We start from the raw sequence: 22,433 nt of genomic DNA, 5'->3' as shown, positions 1-22,433 counted from the left end.
AATCCAACTCATAATGTGCATCATTCATCATGCACCGTGTGCATGACGTGGGTATCAGTTGCGGCGGTCCCCGTTGCGCCCGGCGGCCTGCACCTCGATCCGGCCCCACCGGCGCAGTGTCGCGTCGCTCTCGGTCAGCCGCGCCGACAGCACCGCGATGATCGTCTCCACCGCCCGGGCGCTCACCATCTCGTGGTGGTCGCAGTCGAGCCGGTACTGGTGGATCTCCCCGGCGATCACGTTGTGCCAGGCCGCCACCGCCGGAACCGGGGCCTCCGAGCGGGCCGCGGTGAAGAACAACGCGTCCCCGTCGAAGGTGTCCGGTTCGTGCCGCCGCGCGGCGCGGGCGGTGTCGGTCGACCCGGCGTGCAACCGTTCGAGGTGGGCGGCGGTCAATCCGGTGCCGCCGCCGAACGCCTCGTCGAGCACCGCGGCGGCGTGCTCGAAGCTCGGCTCACCGTCGTCGACGGGAAGACCGAGATCGCGCAGCATGTCGCGGGTGCCGACCGCCGGGGACGCCCCGACCACCAGGTGGCTGTCGAGCAGTGCGAGAGTGTCGACGATCTCCCCGGCGCGGCGCAGTTCGACGGCGACGGCGTGCGCGACAACCCCGCCGAGCGACCAACCCAGCAGGTGGTACGGGCCGTGCGGCTGCACCCGGCGGATCTCCCGCACGTAGTGGCGGGCCAGCGCGGTGATGGTGTCGTGCTGCGGACCACCGGACAGCGCCGGCAACTGCAGTCCGTAGACGGGCCGGTCGTCGTCGAGCCGGTGCGCGAGGGTGCTGTACGGCCAGGCCAGCCCCGCGGCGGGATGGATGCAGAACAGCGCGGTGCCGGTGCCGGGGCGCAGCGGCACGAGCACCCGGAACGCCTCGTCGATCCCGCTGCTCGCCTCGGACTCGCCGCTGCTCAGGTGCGCGGCGAGTTCCGCCGGGGTCGGGTGCGTGAAGATCGACGCGATCGGCACCCGCCGCCCGAGTCGTTCCCCGAGTGCCGGCAGCAGCCGGGTGGCCAGCAGCGAGGTGCCCCCGAGATCGAAGAAGTCGTCGTCGACCCCGACCCGGTCGAGACCGAGATGCTCGGCGAACAGGTCGGTGACGAGCTTGTCGAGGTCGGTACTCGGTGCCCGGTAGTCTCCGGCCGGGGCGGTGAAAACGGGGGCGGGCAGCGCGGCGCGGTCGAGTTTGCCGGCCGGGGTGAGCGGGATGTCGTCGAGCACGGTGATCACCGCCGGCACCATGTGCGGCGGAAGATGCTGCGCGATGAAGGTTTTCACCTCGGCGGCGGTGACATCGGCATTCGGGGTCAGGCGCAGGTAGGACACCGGCACCGCCTGACCGGACGGGGCGGTGTGGCCGAGGGTGTGGGCGAAGACCACCTGCGGGTGCGCGGCCAGTGCCGCGTCGATCTCGCCGAGTTCGACGCGGAAGCCGCGGATCTTGACCTGGAAGTCGGTGCGGCCGACGTAGTCGAGGCGATGATCGGCGGTCCACCGCACCAGATCCCCCGTGCGGTACATCCGCTCCCCCGAGCCGGTGGGGTCGGGCACGAACCGGGCGGCGGTCAGCGCGGGCCGGTCGTGGTAGCCGCGGGCCAGACCCGGCCCGGCGACATACAGTTCCCCGGCCACCCCGACGGGCACGGGCTGGAGCCGCCCGTCGAGGACCAGCGCGCGGAAACCGCGGCTGGGGGTGCCGATGGTGACGGGCTCACCGACGGTGAGCGGGTCACCGAGGGAGGTCATGATCGTCGCCTCGGTGGGACCGTAGGCGTCGATCACCCGCCGCGACGCCGCCCAGCGCGCCACCAGCTCCGGTGGCAGTGCCTCGCCGGCGACGAGCAGGGTGTGCAGCTCGGGGACGGTGTCCGGATCCAGCGAGGCCAACGCGGTGGGGGTGATGAAGGCGTGGCTGACCTGCTGCGCACGCAGCACCGCGGCGAGCTCGTCGCCGCCGTAGACGTGCGGCGGCACGACCACCAGCGTCGCCGCCGCGCACAGCGCCATCATCTGCTCGAAGATCGACGCGTCGAAGCTCGGCGACGCCAGATGCGACACCCGGGCCGCGGCGGTGACCTGCAGCCGCTCCCGTTCCTCCCGGGCCAGGGAGGCCAGGCCGCGGTGGGTGACCGCCACGCCTTTGGGGCGGCCGGTGGAGCCGGAGGTGTAGATCAGGTAGGCCGGATGATCCGGGCGCAGCACCGTCGGCCGGTCCGCGGCGTCGATCGGTGCGACCGGCCCGTCGGTGAGGTCGATCTCGTCGAGGACGAGCCAGTCCACCTCGTCGGGCAGTGCGTCGCGGTGCGCGGCGACGGTGATGCCGATGCGGGCGGCGCTGTCGTCGAGCATGAAGGCGATGCGGTCGGCCGGATAGGTGGGGTCGACCGGCACGAACGCCGCGCCGCTGCGCACCGTCGCCCACACCGCGGTGACCGACTCGAGCGAGCGCGGGATCGCCAGGGCGATCACCTGTTCGGGTCCGGCGCCGCGGTCGAGCAGGTGCCGCGCGAGCCGGTGCGCGCGGGCGTCGAGCTCGCGGTAGGTGAGCTGTCGGTCGCCGTCGACGACCGCGACGGCATCCGGGGCGGCGGCAACAGCGGTGTCGAGCAGCTGCGGCCACAGCACCGCCGGTTCGGCCTGCGGTCCGATCGCGGGCACCAGCGCGGTGTGTTCGGCGGCGGTGAGCAGGTCGAGATCACCGACGGGGCGGTGCGGGTCGGCGGCGATCGCGTGCAGCAGCCGGCCGAACCGGTCGGCGAAGCCGCGCACCGTCTCGGCGTCGAACAGGTCGGTGGCGTAGACGAAGGCGGCGTCGAGACCACCCTCGGTGTTCTCCCCGACGAGCAGTTCGAGGTCGAAGTTGCACACCGTCGGGTCGAGGGCGACGCCCTGCACGCTCAGGTGCGGCAGCTCCACCGCGGGCAGCTCGGCGGTGTGGAATTCGATGGAGACCTGGAACAGCGGCGAATGCGCGGTCGAGCGGGTCGGGGCGAGCGCGTCGACGACACGGTCGAAGGGCAGATCCGCGTGTGCGAAGGCATCGAGGTCGCTGTCGGTGACGGCGGCGAGCAGCTCGGTGAACGACGCGTGTGCGGGCACCGCGGTGCGCAGCACGACGGTGTTGACGAACATGCCCACCAGATCGTCGAGGGCGCGGTGCCCGCGACCGGCGATCGGGGAGCCGACGGCGATGTCGTCGCTGCCGGACAGCCGCGCGAGCAGCACCGCGAACGCCGCGTGCACGGTCATGAACACGGTGCTGTGCCGGGCGGCGGCGAGTTGCTGCAGCAGGGCGAGTAGATCGGCGTCGACGGTGAAACGGGTGATGTCGCCGCGGAAGGACTGCTGCGGCGGCCGGGGCCGGTCGGTGGGCAGCGGCAGCACCTCCGGCAGCCCCGCGAGGCGTTGCTGCCAGTAGGTGGTCTGGTCGGCGGCGAGGGTGCCGGGGCTGTCCGGGTCACCGAGCCGGTCGAGCTGCCACAGGGTGTAGTCGGCGTACTGCACCGGCAGCGGCCCGAACGCCGGGGTCTCCCCGCGGCTGCGGGCCGCGTAGGCGATCATCAGATCGCGGGCGAGCGGACCGGTGGAACCGCCGTCGGCGGCGATGTGGTGCACGACCAGCACGGCGAGATGGTCGTCACGGCCGAAGGAGAACACCCGCGCCCGCACCGGGATGTCGACGGTGACGTCGAAGCCGTCGCCGAGGAAATCGGCGATGGCGGTGTGCACGGTGTCCTCCCCGGCGGGCACCACGTCCAGCGGCAGCGGGGCGTCGGCGGCGGCGAGGATCCGCTGGTGCGGTCCGGCCGCCGACTCCGGGTAGACGGTGCGCAGGCTCTCGTGCCGGGCCAGCACATCGTGCAGGGCGGCGCCGAGCGCGGCCGGGGACAGATGCCCGGACAACCGGATGGCCAGGGGGATGTTGTAGGCGGCGGAGGTCGGGTCGAACTGGTTGATGAACCACAGTCGCTGCTGCGCCGGGGAGAGCGGGATGTGCTCGGGGCGCGGACCGGCGACCGGGCCCGATGTGGTGCCGGCGGCGGGTTCCTCGCTCTCGGGGGCGGGTCGGTCGTCGAGGTGCGCGGCGAGCGCGGCCACGGTGGGGGCTTCGAACAGGGCGCGTACCGGCACGGGTCGGCCGAGCCGGTCGCCGAGGCGGGCGACGGCGCGGGTGGCGAGCAGCGAATTGCCGCCGAGGTCGAAGAAGTTGTCGTCGACGCCGAGCCGGTCGAGGCCGAGGATCTCGGCGAGTTCGTCGGCGACGAGGGACTCGAGCGGGTCGGTGGGTGCCGGGCGGTCGCCGGTGCCGGCGGTCAGCTCCGGTGCCGGCAGGGCGGCGCGGTCGAGTTTGCCGACCGGGGTCAGCGGGATCTCGTCGAGCACGCTGATGACGGTGGGCACCATGTGCGCCGGAAGACGCTCGGCGACATGGGTTTTCACCGCGGCGGGGTCGATGTCGGCGCCGGGCACCGGGTGCAGGTGGGCGACGAGGACCGTCTCGCCGCTCGGCGCGCGGTGCGCGACGGTCGCGGCGAACCCGACGGCCGGGTGGGCGGCGAGCACGGCGTCGATCTCGCCGAGTTCGACGCGGAACCCGCGGATCTTGATCTGGAAGTCGCTGCGCCCGACATAGTCGATGCGCAGATCCCGCCGGTCGAGGTCACCGACCCAGCGCACCAGATCCCCGGTGCGGTACATGCGTTCGCCGGGGGCGCCGTAGGGGTCGGCGACGAACCGGGCGGCGGTCAGCGCGGGCCGGGCGTGATAGCCGCGGGCCAGGCCCCAGCCGGCGAGATACAGCTCACCGACGGCGCCGAACGGCACCGGCCGCAGCGCGGTGTCGAGGACGACGGCGTGCACCCCGCGCAGCGGACCACCGAGTGTGAGTGGGTCGTCGACCCCCAGGGGGTCGCTGATCGCGGCCATGATGGTCGTTTCGGTGGGTCCGTAGGCGTCGACGAGACGCCGCCCGGGCGCCCAGGTGGCCTGCAGATCGGCCGGCCACGCCTCCCCACCGACCGCGAGATCGGTGAAGGCGGTCAGATCCGCCGGATCGAGGGAGGCGAGCGCGGCGGGGGTGATGAACCCGTGGGTGACCCGCTGCTCGCGCAGCAGCGCGCCGAGTTCGGCGCCGCCGACGATGTGCGGGGGCACGACCACCAGCTCGGCGCCGGACCCGAACGCGAGGAGGTATTCGAAGATCGACGCGTCGAAGCTCGGCGACGAGACGTGCATGACCCGCGCGCCGGGACCGGCGTGGAAGCGGCCGCGCTGATCGCGGGCGAAGTTCTCCAGGCTGCGGTGGGTGGTGAGCACACCCTTGGGCCGGCCGGTCGAGCCGGAGGTGTAGATCAGGTAGGCGGGGTGATCGAGCCGCAGCGCGACGGGGCGGTCGGTGTCGTCGATCGTGGCGGTGCTCTCCCCCGCGGCGTCGCGGTCGAGGTCGTCGAGCAGCAGCCACGGCACCGTGTCCGGGAGCTGGTCGCGGTGCGCGGTGGTGGTCAGGCCGACGGTGGCGCCGCAGTCGTCGAGCATGAACGCGACGCGTTCGGCCGGATAGCGCGGGTCGACGGGCACGAACGCCGCGCCGGTCTTGGTGATCGCCCACATCGCGGTCACCGACTCGACGGAGCGGGCGATGCCGACGGCGACGAAGGTTTCCGGGCCGGCGCCGTGGCGCAGCAGCACCCGCGCCAGCCGGGTGGAGCGTTCGTCGAGGTCGCGGTAGGTCAGCACCCGTTCCCCGTCGCGCAGCGCCGGCTGATCCGGGTGTGCGGCGGCGGTCGCGGCCAGCAGGTGCGGCAGGGCGACGTCGCTGCCCCCGGCCGGTCCGTGCACCGGCAGCAGCGCGTCCTGCTCGGCGGTGGTGAGCGCCGGCAGCGCGGTGATCGGGGCGGCCGGGTCGCCGGTCAGGGCGTCGAGCACGGCGGTGATGCGTGTGGCGATCGCGGTGACGGCGTCGCGGTCGAAGACCTCCGGCAGGTACTTCATGCGCAGGTGCACCGCGGTGTCGGTGTGCACGACCACCGACAGCGGGTAATGCGCGGCGTCGCGGCCGGTGATGTCGGCGACCCGCATGCCACCGAGGTCGGTGTCGCGGTCGAGGCCGGCGCGTTCGACCGGATACGACTCGAAGACGGTGAGGGTGTCGAACCGCACCGCGGCCCCGAGATGCCGGTCGAGGGTGCCCAGGTCGAGATGGTGGTGATCGAGCAGCGCGACCTGTTCGGCCTGCACCCGGTCGACGAGCCCGCCGACGGTGTCGCCGGGCCGCACGGTGATGCGCACCGGGACGGTGTTGATGAACAACCCGACCATCGCCTCGATGCCGGGGATCTGCGGCGGCCGCCCGGAGACGGTCGCGCCGAACACCACGTCGGTGCGGCCGGTGAGCGCGCCGAGCACCACACCCCAGGCGGTCTGCACCAGGGTGTTGACGGTGACGCCGCGGGCGGTGGCGGTGTCGTGCAGCCGCACCGACAGGCCGGTGTCCAGGTCCAGGTCGAGGTCCTCGGAGATCCCGGCGGTGGTGCCGGGCCGGTGCTGCGGGGCGAGCAGGGTCGGCTCGTCCACCCCCGCGAGGGCGCGGCGGTAGGCGTCGAGAGAGGCCTGCGGGTCAAGGTCGGCGAGCCAGGTGAGGTAGCTGCCGTAGTGCGGTGCCGGCGGCAGTGCCCGCTGGTCCGCGTCGGTGGCGTAGAGCATCAACAGTTCCCGGATCAGCACCGGGGTGGACCAGCCGTCGAGCAGCAGATGATGATTCGTCAACGCCAGCAGGTGCCGGCCCGGGCCGGTGTGCACGACGGTCGCGCGCAGCAGCGGCGCGGTCTCGGTGTCGAAGCGGGTGCGCCGATCGAGGGCGAGCAGCTGCGCGGCGGCGTCGTCGGGGTCGGGGTCGTCGCTGGTGTCGGCGACGGTGAACGGCACCTCCACGTGGGTGGGGATGACCTGCACGTGCCCGTCCCCGGCGGCGGGGAACGCCGCGCGCAACGCCGGATGCCGGTCGAGCAGCAGCTGCAGGGAACGGCGAATCCGGCTCGCGTCGACCTCACCGCGCAGGTCGAGCACGAGCTGCACGATGTAGGCGTCGGGGCGGTCCCCGGCGAGCAGGGCGTGGAAGAGCAGACCGGTCTGCAGCGGCGCGGTCGGCCACACGGTGTCCAGGCGCCCGTAGCGCTGCTCGAGGCGTTCGATGACGTCCTGGTGCAGTCGCACCAGCGGCAGATCCGAGGGGGTCAGGCCCCCGGCGTGCGGGCTGCGGGTGTGCCGGGTCAATGCGGTGGCGGCGGTGGCGAAGTGGTGCGCGAGGGCGGTGACGTCGGCGTCGTCGAGCAGCCCGGCCGGATACGACCAGTGCACCTTGAGCACCGGACCGGTGGGGGTGTCGGCGGTGACGGCGTTGATGTCGAGCACCGCGGCGGCGGGCATGTCCGGGCTCTGCGCCCCACCGCGTGGGAAGCCGTCGATGGGCAGCCAGGGGGTGTCGGTGTCGGTGACCCCGGCGGTGGGGCGGCCGAGATAGTTGAAGCTGACCTGCGGGGCCGGCGCGTGCGCCAGGTCGGCGGCGGTGTCGGGGTCGAGATAGCGCAGCAGCCCGAAGCCGGTGCCGTGGTCGGGGACGGCAGTGAGGTGTTCCTTGACGGTCTTGACGGCGCGACCGGCGGCCGGGCCGGCGGCGAGCGCGTCGTCGAGGTCGATTCCGGTCAGGTCCAGGCGCAGCGGGTGGATGGTAGTGAACCAGCCGACGGTGCCGGACAGGTCGGCGCCGGCGGCGGCGGTGCTGTCGCGGCCGTGCCCTTCGAGGTTGAGCAGCAGCGAGGTCGGGTCGTGGCCGCGGTCGCGGCGCCACGCCGCCACCGCCAGGGCGAGCGCGGTGAGCAGCCCGTGGTCGACGGCGCCGTGGAAGGCGGTGGGTACGGCGGTGAGCAGCGCTTCGGTGACCGAGATGGGCAGTTCGGTGGCGACGGTGGTGACGGTGGCGTTGGTGTCGCGCGCCGGATCGAACATCCGGTGCCCGAGCGGCGGGTTCGGTCCGTCGAGCACTCCGCGCCAGAAGTCGAGTTCGGTGCGGCGCTCGGGGGCGGCGTCGCGCAGGGCGTGGGCCCAGCGGCGCACGCTGGTGCCGGTGTGCGGGGGCAGCAGCGCACCACTCGGGGCGCCGCCGGCCGCGGCGGCCGCCCACGCGGCAGCCAGATCGGGGACGAGGATGCGCCAGGACACCCCGTCGACGGCGAGATGGTGGATGACGATGAGCAACCGGCCGGCTCCGCTGGTGGCGTCGAACCACACCAGTTGCACCACCGCCCCGTTGTGCGGGTCGAGTCGGTCGGCGGCGGCGTCGAGTTCGGTGGCGGCCAGGGCGAAGAAGTCGTCGCTGTCGGCGGCGCTGGTGACCGGCACCCGGTGGATGACGGTGTCGACGTCGACGCTGCCCGGGGCGGGTACGTGCAGCACGTGTCCGCCGGGGGCGTCCGGCGCCGGACGCAGTTGCACGCGCAGCATGTCGTGCCGGTCGAGGACGGCGGTGACGATCGCCCGCAGCGTCGCCGCGTCCAGGCCGGTGGGCAGGCGCAGCAGCAGCGCCTGCGAGTAGCGGCCGATGCTGCCGCCGCGGTCGAGCATCCAGTGCGCGATCGGCGGTAGCGGCATGTCCCCGACCCCGCCGCCGGGCAGCTCGGCGAGGGTCTCGGCGGGGGCGGTGGTGCCGACGACGGCGGCGAGCGCCGCGGGGGTCTTGTGTTCGAACACCTCGCGTGGGGTCAGGTCCAGGCCGGCGGCCTTGGCGCGGGAGACCAGCTGGATGGACATGATCGAATCGCCGCCGAGGGCGAAGAACGAATCGTCCACCCCCACCGTCGGCAGGCCGAGGACCTGGGCGAACAGTTCCACCAGCACCGTTTCGGGGCCGCGCGCCGGGGCGCGGGAGACGGTGGTGCGGGCGGCGAAGTCGGGGGCGGGCAGCGCGCGCCGGTCGAGTTTGCCGGTCGCGGTGACCGGCAGCGTGTCGAGCACCACCAGGGTGGACGGCAGCATGTACGCGGCGAGTTCCCCGGCGGCATGCTCGAGCACCACGTCGACGTCGAGATCGTGGCCGGTCTCGGGCACCACGTAGCCGACGAGACGTTCGGTGCCGGCGGCGTCGTCGGTGTGGACGACGACCACGGCGCGGCCGACACCGGGGGCGCGCAGCAGCGCCGCTTCGATCTCGCCGAGTTCGATGCGGAACCCGCGCAGCTGCACCTGGAAGTCGGCGCGGCCGAGATATTCGATCTCGCCGTCGCGGGTGCGGCGCGCCAGGTCCCCGGTGCGGTAGAGCCGGTCGCCGGGGGCGCCGTGCGGGTCGGCGACGAACCGGGTGGCGGTCAGATCCGGGCGGTGCAGATAGCCGCGGGAGAGTTGGGCGCCGGAGACGTACAGTTCGCCGATCACCCCGGTGGGCACCGGATGCAGCCGGCTGTCGAGAATGTGCAGGCGCAGCGACGGCAACGGCTGCCCGATCAGGCTCGCCGCGGCGGTGGCGGCGAGGTCGCGGGTGATGGTGCGGGCGGTGACGTGCACGGTGGTCTCGGTGATGCCGTACATGTTCACCAGCGTCGGGGCGGTGTCGTCGTGGCGCCGGTACCAGCGGTCGAGCTGCCCGAAGTCGAGGGCTTCCCCACCGAAGATCACCCGGCGCAGCGCCGGCAGGTCGGTGCCGGCGGCGCGGTCGGCGTCGATGAGCTGGTAGAAGGCCGTCGGGGTCTGGTTGAGCACGGTGACCCGTTCGCGGCGCAGCAACGCCAGAAACTCCTGCGGGTTGCGGGCGGTGTGGTAGTCGACGACGACGAGCCGGCCGCCGTGGGCGAGCGCGCCCCACAGTTCCCACACCGAGAAGTCGAAGGCGTAGGAGTGGAACAGTGTCCACACATCGGAGGCGTCGACACCGAACATCTCGGTGGTGTCGGTGAGCAGGGTGACGACGGTGCGGTGCGGCACCATCACGCCCTTGGGGCGGCCGGTGGAGCCGGAGGTGTAGATGACGTACGCCGCCGCATCCGGGTGCACGCGCGGCAATCCGTCACCGCCACCGGGCATCTCGGAAAGGCGGGTGCGCACCGCCGGGTCGTGCAGGTCCACGACCGGTGGGGTGTGCGGGGGCAGGGCGGTGGCGTGTTCGGCGGTGGTGAGCAGGCACACCGGGGCCGCGTCGTCGAACATGTACGCGAGCCGGTCCGGCGGGAACGCCACGTCGATGGGCAGATAGGCGGCGCCGCTGTGCACTACGGCGAGCAGCGCGACGATCAGGTCGGTGCCGCGCGGCAACGCGACCGCGACGAGCCGGTCCGGTCCGGCGCCGTGCTCGACGAGCAGCCGCGCCAGGCGCTGCACCCGGTCGGTGAGTGCGTCGTAGCGCAGCGACCCGTCGGGGGCGGTGACCGCGATCGCGGCCGGGTCCAATCCGGCGCCGCGGGCGTACAGATCGAGCAGGGTCTCTGGGGCCGGGCGCACCGGAGCGGGGGCGGTGGGACGTTCGTCCTCGGTGAGCAGATCGACGTCGCCGATGGGGCGGTGCGGGTCGGCGGTGACCGCGTCGAGCAACCGCACCAGCCGCTGCGCGAACGAGGCGACGGTGTCGGGATCGAACAGATCGGTGGCATAGGTGAACGCCGCCGGCATCCCGCCCGGCTCCCCCACCCCGGCCGGGTCGGTGTCCTGCAGGGTCAGTTGCAGGTCGAACTTGGCGACGGGCAGTTCCGGGTCGAGGGCGTCGACCTCGAGCTCGGGCAGCACCAGATGGGCCTGCTCGGTGTTGCCGTATTCGAGGACCACCTGGAACAGCGGGGACCGGTCGGTCTCGCGGGCCGGGGCGAGCACGTCGACGAGGGTCTCGAAGGGCAGCTCGGTGTGCCCGAAGGCGGCGAGGTCGATCTCGCGGGTGCGGTGCAGGTGGTCGGTGAACGACAGGGCCCCGTCGACGGGGGTGCGCAGCACCACGGTGTTGACGAACATGCCGACCAGGTCGTCGAGGGCGCGGTGGCCGCGACCGGCGACCGGGGAGCCGATGACGATGTCGGATGTGCCGGTCAGGCGGGCCAGCAGCGCCGCGAACGCCGCGTGCGCGGCCATGAACACGGTGGTGTCGTGCTCGGCGGCCAGCGCCTCGAGGCGCCGCTGCACGTCGGCGGGCACGGTGAAGCGGTGCAGGGCGCCGTGGAAGCTGCGCTGGGTGGGGCGCGGCCGGTCGGTGGGCAGCGGCAGCAGTTCGGGGGCGTCGGCGAGGGTGTCGCGCCAGAACCGCAGCTGCGCGGCGGCGAGGGAGGTCGGGTCGTCCGGGTCGCCGAGCAGCCGGCGCTGCCACAGGGCGTAGTCGGCGTACTGCACCGGCAGCGGTGCCCGGTCCGGGTCCGTCCCGCCGGTGCGGGCGGTGTAGGCGAGCATCAGGTCGCGGGCCAGCGGCGCCATCGACGAGCCGTCCGCGGCGATGTGATGCACCACCACCGCCAGGACATGGGCGTGCTCGTCCAGGCGCCACAGCCGCAGCCGCACCGGCACGGCCGCGGCCACGTCGAAACCGGCACCGACGAACTCGCCGAGCTCGGTGGGCAGTTCCTCGGCGGTGACCGGCCGGGCGGTCAGCGCGCCGAGCACCCGGTCGGTGTCGACGACGACCTGGCGGGGACCCTGGTCGTCGCCGGGATACCAGGTGCGCAGGCTCTCGTGCCGGTCGAGCACGTCGCGCACCGCCGCGGTGAGCGCCGCGACGTCGAGGCGGCCGGACAGGCGGATCGCCAGGGGAATGTTGTAGGCGGCGGAGGTGGTGTCGAACTGGTTGACGAACCACATGCGTTGCTGCGCCGGCGACAGCGGTAACCGTTCGGGCCGCTCGGCGGCGACCAGCGGCACCCGCCCGTGCCCGCCGTGATCGTCGAGGATCCGTGCGGCGAGCGCCCGCACCGTGGGGGCCTCGAACAGGGCGCGGACCCCGGCGTCGGTGCCGAGCGCGGCGTTGAGGCGGGCGACGACGCGGGTGGCGATCAGGGAGTTGCCGCCGAGATCGAAGAAATTGTCGTCGACGGAGACCTGCGGGTGCCCGAGGACCTCGGCGACGATCTCGGCGACGGTGGCCTCGAGATCGGTGCTCGGGGCGCGGTAGTCGCCGCCGAGCCGCGTCAGATCGGGCACCGGCAGGGCGCGGCGGTCGAGTTTGCCGACCGGGGTCAGCGGCAGCTCGTCGAGCACCACCACCGCGGCGGGCACCATGTGGCCGGGCAGCCGCGCCGCGGCCCAGGCGCGCAGCGCCCGCGGATCGATCTGCGCGGCGGTGGTGTCGGTGGTGTCGGGCAGCACGTAGGACACGAGCACCGTGTCGCCGCTGGGTGCGGTGTGCCCGACGGTGTGCGCGAAGGCGATCGCGTCGTGGGCGGTGAGGGCGGCGTCGATCTCGCCGAGTTCGATGCGGAAGCCGCGCACCTTGACCTGGAAGTCGGAGCGGCCGAGATATTCGACGGTGCCGTCGTGCCGCCACCGCACCACATCGCCGGTGCGGTACATGCGTTCGCCGGGGGTGCCGTAGGGGTCGGCGACGAACCGGGCGGCGGTCAGGTCGGGGCGGCGATGGTAGCCGCGGGCCACGCCCGGCCCGGCGATGTACAGCTCACCCGCCACGCCGACGGGGACGGGCCGCAGCCGGTCGTCGAGGACGGTCTGGTGGAAGCCGACGGCGGGGCCGCCGATGGTGACGGTGTGCCCGGGCCGCAGCTGCGGGCTGACGCTGGTCTCGATGGTGGCCTCGGACGGGCCGTAGCCGTTGAACATGCGGCGTCCCGGCGCCCAGCGCGCCACCAGTTCCGGTGGGCAGGCCTCACCGGCGACGACGAGGACCTCGAGGTCGTCGAGGCCGGTGGGGTCGAGGGACGCGAGTGCGGTGGGGGTGATGAAGGCGTGGGTGACCTTCTCCTCGCGCAGCAGCCGGGCGAGTTCGTCGCCGCCGTAGACGTCCGGTGGCACGATCACCAGGGTGGCGCCGGCGCAGAACGCCTTGGTGAACTCGAAGATCGACGCGTCGAAGCTCGGCGACGCCAGGTGCGAGACGCGGGCCCGGTGGGTGATGGTGAAGTGGCTGCGCACCTCGGCGTTGAGGTTGGTCATGCCGCGGTGGGTGACCACCACGCCCTTGGGGCGGCCGGTGGAACCGGAGGTGTAGATCAGATAGGCCGGGTGGTCGAAGTGCAGCGGAGCGGTGCGGTCGGCGTCGGTGATCGGCGCGTCGCTCGTCGCGGCGATCCGGGCGGCGACCGCGTCGTCGTCGAGCACCAGCCACGGCACCTGCACCGGCAGTGCGTCGCGGTGCGCGGCGGTGGTGATGCCGAGGGCGGCGGCGCTGTCGGTGAGCATGTAGCTCACCCGCTCCGGCGGGTAGGCGGGGTCGACGGGCACGAACGCCGCGCCGGTCTTGGTGACCGCCCACACCACCGCGACCGAGTCGACCGAGCGGGTCGACGCCAGCGCGACCACCGTTTCCGGCCCGATCCGGTGCTCGTCGACGAGCAGCCGCGCCACGCGGGTGGACCAGGCGTCGAGTTCGGCGTAGGTGACCTGCCGGTCGGCGAAGCGCAGGGCGACCGCGTCGGGCAGGATCGCGGCGATCGAGGTGAGCAGTTCCGGCCACAGCTGCGGGGAGACCGGCGGCAGGCCCCGCGCCGGGGTCAGATCGGCCAGTTCCCGGTCGGTGACGATGTCGATGCTGCCGACCGCGATGTCGGGGGCGGCGGTGATCGCCTCGACGATGCGCACGAACCGGTCGGCGAACGAGGCGACGGTGGCGGGGTCGAACAGGTCGGTGGCGTAGGTGAACGACGCGCGGATGCCGGCGGGGCCGTCGGCGTCGGTGGTCTCGGCGATGGACAGCTGCAGGTCGAACAGCGCCAGCATCGGATCGAGGTCGATCACCCGCACCGACAGATCGGGCAGTTCGATCTCGGGGCGTTCGGTGTCCTGGAATTCGAGCAGCACCTGGAACAGCGGGGTGTAGGCGGTCGAGCGGGGCGGGTCGAGGACCTCGACGAGCCGCTCGAACGGCACCTCGGTGTGCCCGAAGGCGGTCAGGTCGCCGGTGCGGATGCGGTCGAGCAGCGCGGTGAACGGCTCGTCGTCGTCGACCCGGGCGCGCAGCACCACGGTGTTGACGAACATGCCGACCAGATCGTCGAGGGCGCGGTGACCGCGCCCGGCGACGGGGGTGCCGACGACGATGTCGTCGCTGCCCGACAGGCGGGCGAGCAGCACCGTCAGCGCGGCGTGCACCAGCATGAACACCGACGCGTCGTGGGCGCGGGCGATGTCGAGCAGCCGGCGGTGCGCGGCGGCGTCGAGGGTGAACGGGATGCGGGCGCCGCGCCGCGACGGCTGCACCGGGCGGGGCCGGTCCAGCGGAAGTTCGAGCAGTTCCGGGGCGCCGGCGAGGGCTGCGCGCCAGAACCGGAGCTGTTCGGCGGCCAGCGAGGTCGGGTCGGTGTCGTCGCCGAGCACCCGGTGCTGCCAGAGGGTGTAGTCGACGTACTGCACCGGCAGCGGGGTCCACTGCGGGGTCTGCCCGGCGTGGCGGGCGCTGTAGGCGGCGATGACGTCGCGGGCCAGCGGCCCCATGGAGAAACCGTCGGCGGCGATGTGATGGGCGACGAGGACGAGCACGTGTTCGTCCTCGGTCAGGGCGAGCACCCGGATGCGGATGGGGATCTCGGTGGCCACATCGAATCCGGCGGCGAGGATCGGGGTGAGTTCGGTGTCGAGGTCGGTGCCGTCGTCGACGGTGAGCACCGCCAGATCAGGGACGGCGGCGCCGGCGGGCACCACGACCTGCACGGGCCCGTCGTCGGTGAGCGGATAGCGGGTGCGCAGCGACTCGTGCCGGGCGACGACGTCGCCGATGGCGTGTTGCAGCGCCGCCTGGTCGAGCCGGCCGGTCAGGCGCAGCGCGACGGCGATGTTGTAGGCCGGGGAGGTGGTGTCGAACTGGTTGATGAACCACATCCGCTGCTGCGCCGGGGACAGCGGGACCGGGTCGGGGCGCGGCCCGGCCACCGGGGCGCCGCGCCCGGCGCCGGCGCGGTCGGGCTGGTCGAGGTGCGCGGCGAGATCGGCGACGACCGGATGGTCGAAGATCTCCCGGATGCCGAGCTCCCCGCCGGTGTCCGCGGCGAACCGGGCGGCGGCGCGCATCGCGAGCAGGGAGGTGCCGCCGAGGTCGAGGAAGTGGTCGTCGGCGCCGACCCGGTCGACGCCGAGCAGGTCGGCGAAGACGGTGGCGACGAGCTGTTCGGTGGGGGTACGCGGTGCCCGGTAGCCACCGGCGGCGGTCGGTGCCGGCGGGGCGGGCAGCGCGTTGCGGTCGAGTTTGCCGTTGGGGCCGACCGGCAGCGCGTCGAGGACGATCAGGGCGGCGGGCACCATGTAGTCCGGCAGCTGCGCGGCGAGATCGGCGGTGACCGCGGCGGTGTCGATGCTGCGGCCCGGGGTGGGCACGAGATAGCCGGTGAGCCGGTCGTCGGCGCCGTGGTGGACGAGCACCACCGCCTGCCCGATCTCGTCGCGGGCGCGCAACACCTGCTCGATCTCGCCGAGCTCGATGCGCAGACCACGGATCTTGACCTGGAAGTCGGTGCGCCCCAAGTACATCAGGGCACCGTCGGCGCGGCGGGTGGCCAGATCCCCGGTGCGGTACATCCGCTCCCCCGGCGCCCCGAACGGATCGGCGACGAACCGGTCGGCGCTCAGCGCGGGGCGGTCGAGATAGCCGCGGGCGAGCTGGATGCCGGCCAGATACAGTTCGCCGGCGGCGCCGGCGGGCACCGGATGCAGCCGCGCGTCGAGCACGTAGGTGCGGGTGTTCCACACCGGCAGCCCGATCGGCACCGATCCGTGGTCGGTGTCGGTGGTGGTCCAGGCGGTGACGTCCACCGCGGCCTCGGTGGGCCCGTACAGATTGTGCAGGGCGGTGTGCGGCAGCGCCGCGCGCAGTGCGGCGGTGGTCTCGGCGGGCAGCGCCTCCCCCGACGCGAACACGTGCCGCAACACGAGCGGCTCCCGGTCGCGGCCGTGCAGGGCGTCGACGAACACCGCGAGCATCGACGGCACGAAATGCGCCACGGTGACCTGCTCCTCGGCGAACAGCCGCAGCAGATAACCGGGATCGCGGTGCCCGCCCGGGGCGGCGACGGCGAGGCGCGCCCCGACCTGCAGCGGCCAGAAGAACTCCCACACCGACACATCGAAGGTGGCGGGGGTCTTCTGCACCACCGTGTCCTCGGCGGTCAGCGGATAGGTGTGCTGCATCCAGCGCAACCGGTTGACGATCGCGGCGTGCGGCACCGCCACGCCCTTGGGGCGGCCGGTGGAGCCGGAGGTGAAGATCACGTAGGCGAGATGCGCGCCGCTCGGCTCCGGCCGATCCGCCGCCGTCAGGGCCGCCGGGGATTCGTCGTCGAGGTCGAGCCGGTCGATGCGCAGCACCTCGGCGCCGGTGTCCGGCAGGGCGTCGGCGACGTCGCTGGTGGTGAGCACCGCGATCGGCGCGGCGGTGTCGAGGACGTAGCGCAGTCGCTCGGCGGGATGCTCCGGGTCGAGCGGCAGATAGGCGGCGCCGCTCTTGACGATCGCGTACATGCCGACGAGCAGATCCAGCGAGCGCGGCGCGGCGAGGGCGATCACCCGGTCCGGTCCGGCGCCCGCGCGCAGCAGCCGCCGCGCGAGCCGGTTGGTGACCGCGTCGAATTCGGCGTAGCCGAGGGTGCGGCCGTCGACGGTGACGGCCGGGGCGTGCGGGGTCGCGGCGACCTGCGCGGCGAACAGTTCCCCGAGGGTGGTGGCGGGACCGGCGTCGGCGGCGGTGGCGTTCCACGTGTCGAGCACGGTGCGGCGTTCGTCGGCGGTGAGCAGATCCACGTCGCCGACCGGCACCGCCGGATCGGCGGTGACCGTCTCGAGCAGCCGCACGAGGCGCTGCCCGATCGCGGCGGCGGTGGCGGGATCGAACAGGTCGGTGGCGTAGGACAGCGCGCCGCGCAGCGCGTGGGTGCGGCCGTCGCTGTCGGCGACCGCCCCGAGCTGCAGGTGCAGGTCGAACTTGGTGGTGTGCGTGTCGATCTCGGCGATGTCGACGTCCAGGCCGGGCAGGGTCAGGTGCGCGCCGGTGGTGTCGGCGAAGGCGAGCATCACCTGGAACAGCGGCGAATAGGCCGCCGAGCGGGCCGGCACCACGGCGTCGACGAGCCGGTCGAACGGCAGATCGGTGTGCGCGAAGGCCGCCAGGTCGGTGTCGCGCACCGCGGCGAGGAACTCCGCGAAGGACAGGTCGGCGGGCACCGCGGTGCGCAGCGCGACGGTGTTGACGAACATACCGACCAGGTCGTCGAGGTGGCGGTGGCTGCGCCCGGCGACGGGGGTGCCGACGACGATGTCGTCGCCGCCGGACAGGCGGGCGAGCAGCACCGCGAGGGCGGCGTGCACGACCATGAACTCGGTGGCGGTGTGGGCGTGGGCGAGCTGCCGGATCCGCCCGTACAGCTCCGGGGCGATCTCGACGTCGACGCTCGCACCGCGGAAGGACTGCTGCGGGGGGCGCGGCCGGTCGGTGGGCAACGCCAGCAGATCGGGGGCGCCGGCGAGGATCTCGTGCCAGTACTCGAGCTGCCGGGCGGCGCGGGAGGCCGGGTCGTCGACGTCGCCGAGCAGATCCGCGAACCACAGGGTGTAGTCGGCGTACTGCAGCGGCAGCGGCGCCCAGTCCGGGGCGCTGCCGACGGCGCGCGCGGCGTAGGCGGTGACCAGATCCCGCGACAGCGGCGCCAGCGACGCGCCGTCGGCGGCGATGTGGTGCACCACCACGGCGAGCACGTGCTCGTCGTCGGCGACGCGGAACAGCCGCATCCGCAGCGGCGGGTCGACGGTGACATCGAAACCGGCCGCGACCACCGCGGCGACGTCCGCGTCGAGATCGGCGGTGGCGGTGGGGGTCAGGTCCAGGGCGAGCGCGTCGACGGGCAGCACCTGCTGGATCGGCCCGGCCGGGGTGGCCGGGTAGACGGTGCGCAGCGCCTCGTGCCGGTCGAGCACATCGCGGGTCGCGGCGACCAGCGCCGCGTGGTCGAGGGCGCCGCGCAGCCGCAACGCGACCGGGATGTTGTAGGCGGCCGAGGACGGGTCGAGCTGGTCGACGAACCACAGGCGCTGCTGGGCGGCGGAGACCGGGATGCGGTCCGGGCGCGGCAGCACCGGCGCCGGGGCGGGCCGGTCGACGTCGTCGCCGGCGGGCAGGTTCGCCGCCAGCGCCCGCACGGTGGGGGCCTCGAACAGCGACCGCACCCCCAGATCGGTGCCGAAGGCGTCGTTGATGCGGGAGATCACCCGGGTGGCGACCAGCGAGTTGCCGCCGAGCTCGAAGAAGCTGTCGTCGGCGCCGACCTCGGCGACACCGAGCTGGTCGGCGAAGATCGCGGCCAGCGCGGTCTCGGTGGGCGACATCGCCGCCGCCCCGCCGGCACCGGCGAAGACCGGTTCGGGCAGTGCCTTGCGGTCGAGTTTGCCGACGGCGGTCAGCGGGATCTCGTCGAGCACCATGATCGCGGCGGGCACCATGTGGGCGGGCAGCCGCGCCGCCAGCGCCGCGGACAGCTGCTCCGGGTCGAGGGTGCAACCGGCGTCGGGCAGCACGTAGGACACGAGCATCTGTTCCCCGGAGGGTGCGGCGCGGCCGAGGGTGACGGCGAAGGCGACGTCGGGGCGGTCGCTCAGGGCGGCGTCGATCTCGCCGAGTTCGATGCGGAACCCGCGGATCTTGACCTGGAAGTCGGAGCGGCCGAGATATTCGACGGTCACCGAACGGGCGGGACGGTGCGGGTCGCGGATGCGCCAGCGGGTGACGTCGCCGGTGCGGTACATGCGGGAGCCGGGCGGGCCGAAGGGGTCGGCGACGAAGCGGGTCGCGGTCAGGCCGGGCCGGTCGTGATAGCCGCGGGTGACGCCGGGGCCGGCGATGTACAGCTCCCCGGCGACCCCGACCGGCACCGGATGCAGCCGCCCGTCGAGGATCAGCTCGTCGATGCCGCACACCGGGTGGCCGATGGTGACGGTCTCCCCCGGCACCAGCATGTCGGTGATGTTGCAGACGATGGTGGTCTCGGTGGGCCCGTACGCGTTGTACATCCGCCGCCCGGGTGCCCAGCGCGCCACCAGTTCCGGCGGGCACGCCTCCCCTGCGACGGTGACCGCCTCACATTCGACGCCGGTCGGGTCCACCGACGCCAGCGCCGCCGGGGTGGAGAACAGGTGGGTGACCCGTTCGCGGCGCAGCAGCGCCGCCAGTTCGTCGCCGCCGTAGATGTGGGCGGGCACCACCACGAGGGTCGCACCGATACCGAAGGCGGTCATGTACTCGAAGATCGACGCGTCGAAGCTCGGCGAGGAGAAGTGCGAGACCCGCGCCGCCGGGGGCGGGGCCAGGCGGGTGTGCAGGGTCGCCGACAGGTTCGCCAGGCCGCGGTGCGGCACCACCACGCCCTTGGGGCGGCCGGTGGAGCCGGAGGTGTAGATCAGGTAGGCGGGATGGTCGAACAGCAGCGTGCCCGGCCGGTCGTCGTCGGTGACCGGCTCATCACCGGCCTGCGCGATCCGTGCGTCGAGATCCGGATCGTCGAGGACGAGCCAGGGCACCGTGCCGGGCAGCTCGTCGCGGTGCGCGGCGGTGGTCAGGCCCAGGATCGCCCCGGAGTCGGTGAGCATGTACTCGATGCGTTCGGCCGGATACTTCGGGTCGACGGGCACGAAGGCGGCCCCGGACTTGGCGACCGCCCAGATCACCGCCACCGATTCGAGGGAGCGGGCGATGCCGACCGCGACGAAGGTCTCCGGTCCGGCCCCGGCGTCGATGAGGACGCGGGCGAGCCGGTTGGACCAGGTGTCGAGTTCGCCGTAGGTCATGCGCCGGTCCTCGCATACCACCGCCTCGGTGTCCGGCACCACCGCGGCGACCGCGCACAGGATCTCCGGCAGGGTCTGCGCGGAGCGCGCCGGGTCGCCGTGCGCCGGGACCAGCCCGGCGACCTCGTCGCCGCCGACGAACGGCAGATCCCCCGTGGGCAGGTGCGGGTCGGTGAGCGCCGCGGTCAGGGCGCGGCCGAGTCGCCGGCCGGTGGTGGTGGCGGTGTGCGCGTCCACCTGCTCGGGCCGGTAGCCGGTGCGGATCTGCAAGGTGGTGCCGGTGGTGTCGATCGCCACGCGCAGCACCGCCTCCGCAGGGGCGGGGGTCGGGTCGTCGAGGGCGAGCACCACCGGGCAGGCGGGCCCGAGGGCGGCGAGCACGGCCGGGTCGACGTCGGTGTGGGCGGACAGATCCGCGTCGAGGGTGCGCACGCGCCGCACCAACTCGGCGAAGGGTTCGGCCGGGTCCACGACGACGCGCAGCGGCAGCACCCGCCCGTCGCGGGCCACCCCGACGAGGACGTCGTCGTGGCCGGTCAGCCGCGCGGTGAGCGCCGCCGTGGCGGCGTGCAGCACCGCGGCGATCGTGGTGTCCGGGGCGCCCCCCTCGGTGGTGGCGAAGCGCGCGGCGAGCGCCGCGGCGGTGACCGCCAGGCGGTCCTGGGCGTCGATGGGGGTGTCGTCGGTGGGTGCGGTGACCGGGCGGGGCAGCTCGAGTCGTTCGGGGGCGTCGGCGAGGCGTTCGCGCCAGAAACCGGCGGCGGCCGCGGCGCGGCGGCGCTGCTCGCCGAGTGTCACGCTGGCCGGATGGATCGCGGCGACCATACGGTCGGGGGCGCTGCGCAGGAAGTCGTCGAGCAGTTCGACGAACCGGTCGTGGTGGGTGCGCAGTTCGTCCTCGTCGTAGCGGTGGGGGTTGCCGCGGAAGTCGAGGAAGGTCCGGGCCGGGTCGCCGCTCTGATAGATGTTGACCAACAGGTCCTCGACGGGACCGGAGGTCATGATGTGGAATTCGCCGCGGATGGCGCCGAGCACGATCTCCTGCCGGAACAGCATGACGTTGACCATCGGCCCGGCATAGCGGTACGGATCGCCGGCGGCGCCGGTCTCGCGGCGGATGTCCTCGAGGCTGAACCGCTGGTGTCGCAGCGCCCCGGTGAGTTCGAGCTGCACCCGCCGCACCAGGTCGGTGCGGGTGTCGCCCGGTTCGACGAAGATGTGCAGCGGCGCGGTGTTGACGAGCATGCCGCCGGAGCGGCGGGCCATCGCGGTGGTGCGGGCGAAGACCGGCAGGTTGATCATCACGTCGTCGCGGCCGGTCATCCGCGCGAGATAGCACGCGAACGCCGCGATCACCGCCGCCGTCGACGACAGTCCCGGCTCGTCGTCCACTGCGGTCAGCGCGTCGACGAGCTCGTCGGGGAGGGTGTGGCTCGACAGCAGCGACACCGCCGCGGTGGGGGCGTCGCGGTGCGCGAGGGTCGAGCCGTCCTCGAGTCCGGCGACCCGTTCGATCCAGTAGTCGCGGTCGGTGCGGTAGCGCTCGGAGGTGCGGTAGTCGCGGTCCCAGTCGTACAGGGCGCGCAGGTCGGCGGCCTTGGACGGCTCCGCTTCGCGGCCTTCGATCGCCGCGGTGTACAGCGCGGCGATGCGGTTGACCATGGTCATCGCCGCGAATCCGTCGAGGGCGACGTGGTGGATGCGGGCGTACCAGAGGAACCGGTCGTCGGCGATCTGCAGGATCGTCATGTTCACCAGCAGGTCGTTCGCCAGATCCACCGGGGTGGCGTAGTCGGCGGTCATCCACTCGTGCGCCGCGGTCATCGGATCGGGTGCGCCGCGGAAGTCGAGCAGCGGGATCTCGTTGCGGTCCTCGACGGTGGGGTCGACGTACTGGACGGGTTCGCCGTCGACGTCGACGACCCGCAGATAGGCGGACTGGAACTCGGCGCCGGCGCGATATCCGCAGCGTCGCAGCAGATCCAGGTCCGGGGCGCCGCGCAGATCCACATACTGCGCGATGCACACGGGTACCTCGGGCGCGAGCTGCTGCGCGAACCAGATGGCTCGTTGCGCGGACGACAGCGGGAAAGCGCCGGCCGGTATCTGCGGACGACGGTGTCGCAGCGACATGTCCCCTCCGAAAGCGATGTTGTTGGCCGTGATCGGCGTGTGTCCCCCGACATCGCGTGCAGGGGCCGACCCCGGTGCCGCTGGGCGTGCGGCGCCGCGATCGGACCCCCGTTCGATCGTGTGATCCCGTGTGACCGGGACCACACAACAAGCTAGACCACCTGTGCGACCGGTACGACCGGATTGCGGCGACGACCGCACCACCACCGGCCGATGCGCCCCGGAGGCCGTGCCCGTGCCGCGGCAGGGCCGGTACGGCACCGCGGGTGACCTCGGAAATCGTTCCCGCGCAGGGGATCAGTCGCGTTTCGATAACGTTTTCCCGACCGCCGGGAGGAATGCCCTGTTCG

1 protein-coding gene is annotated in these 22,433 nt (G+C 73.2%); it reads right to left on the bottom strand.

What is annotated here, in order from left to right; all coding sequences use genetic code 11:
• Positions 1–54 precede the first annotated feature (54 nt).
• A complete protein-coding gene (locus LPH33_RS13355; RefSeq protein WP_229564923.1) occupies positions 55–22,083 on the bottom strand; it encodes a non-ribosomal peptide synthase/polyketide synthase in 22,029 nt (7,342 codons plus the stop codon).
• Positions 22,084–22,433 lie beyond the last annotated feature (350 nt).

This window comes from Rhodococcus sp. RDE2 (assembly GCF_020885655.1).
GTDB classification, from domain to species: Bacteria; Actinomycetota; Actinomycetes; order Mycobacteriales; family Mycobacteriaceae; genus Rhodococcus; species Rhodococcus pyridinivorans.
This window is presented reverse-complemented; position numbering and strand designations above follow the sequence as displayed.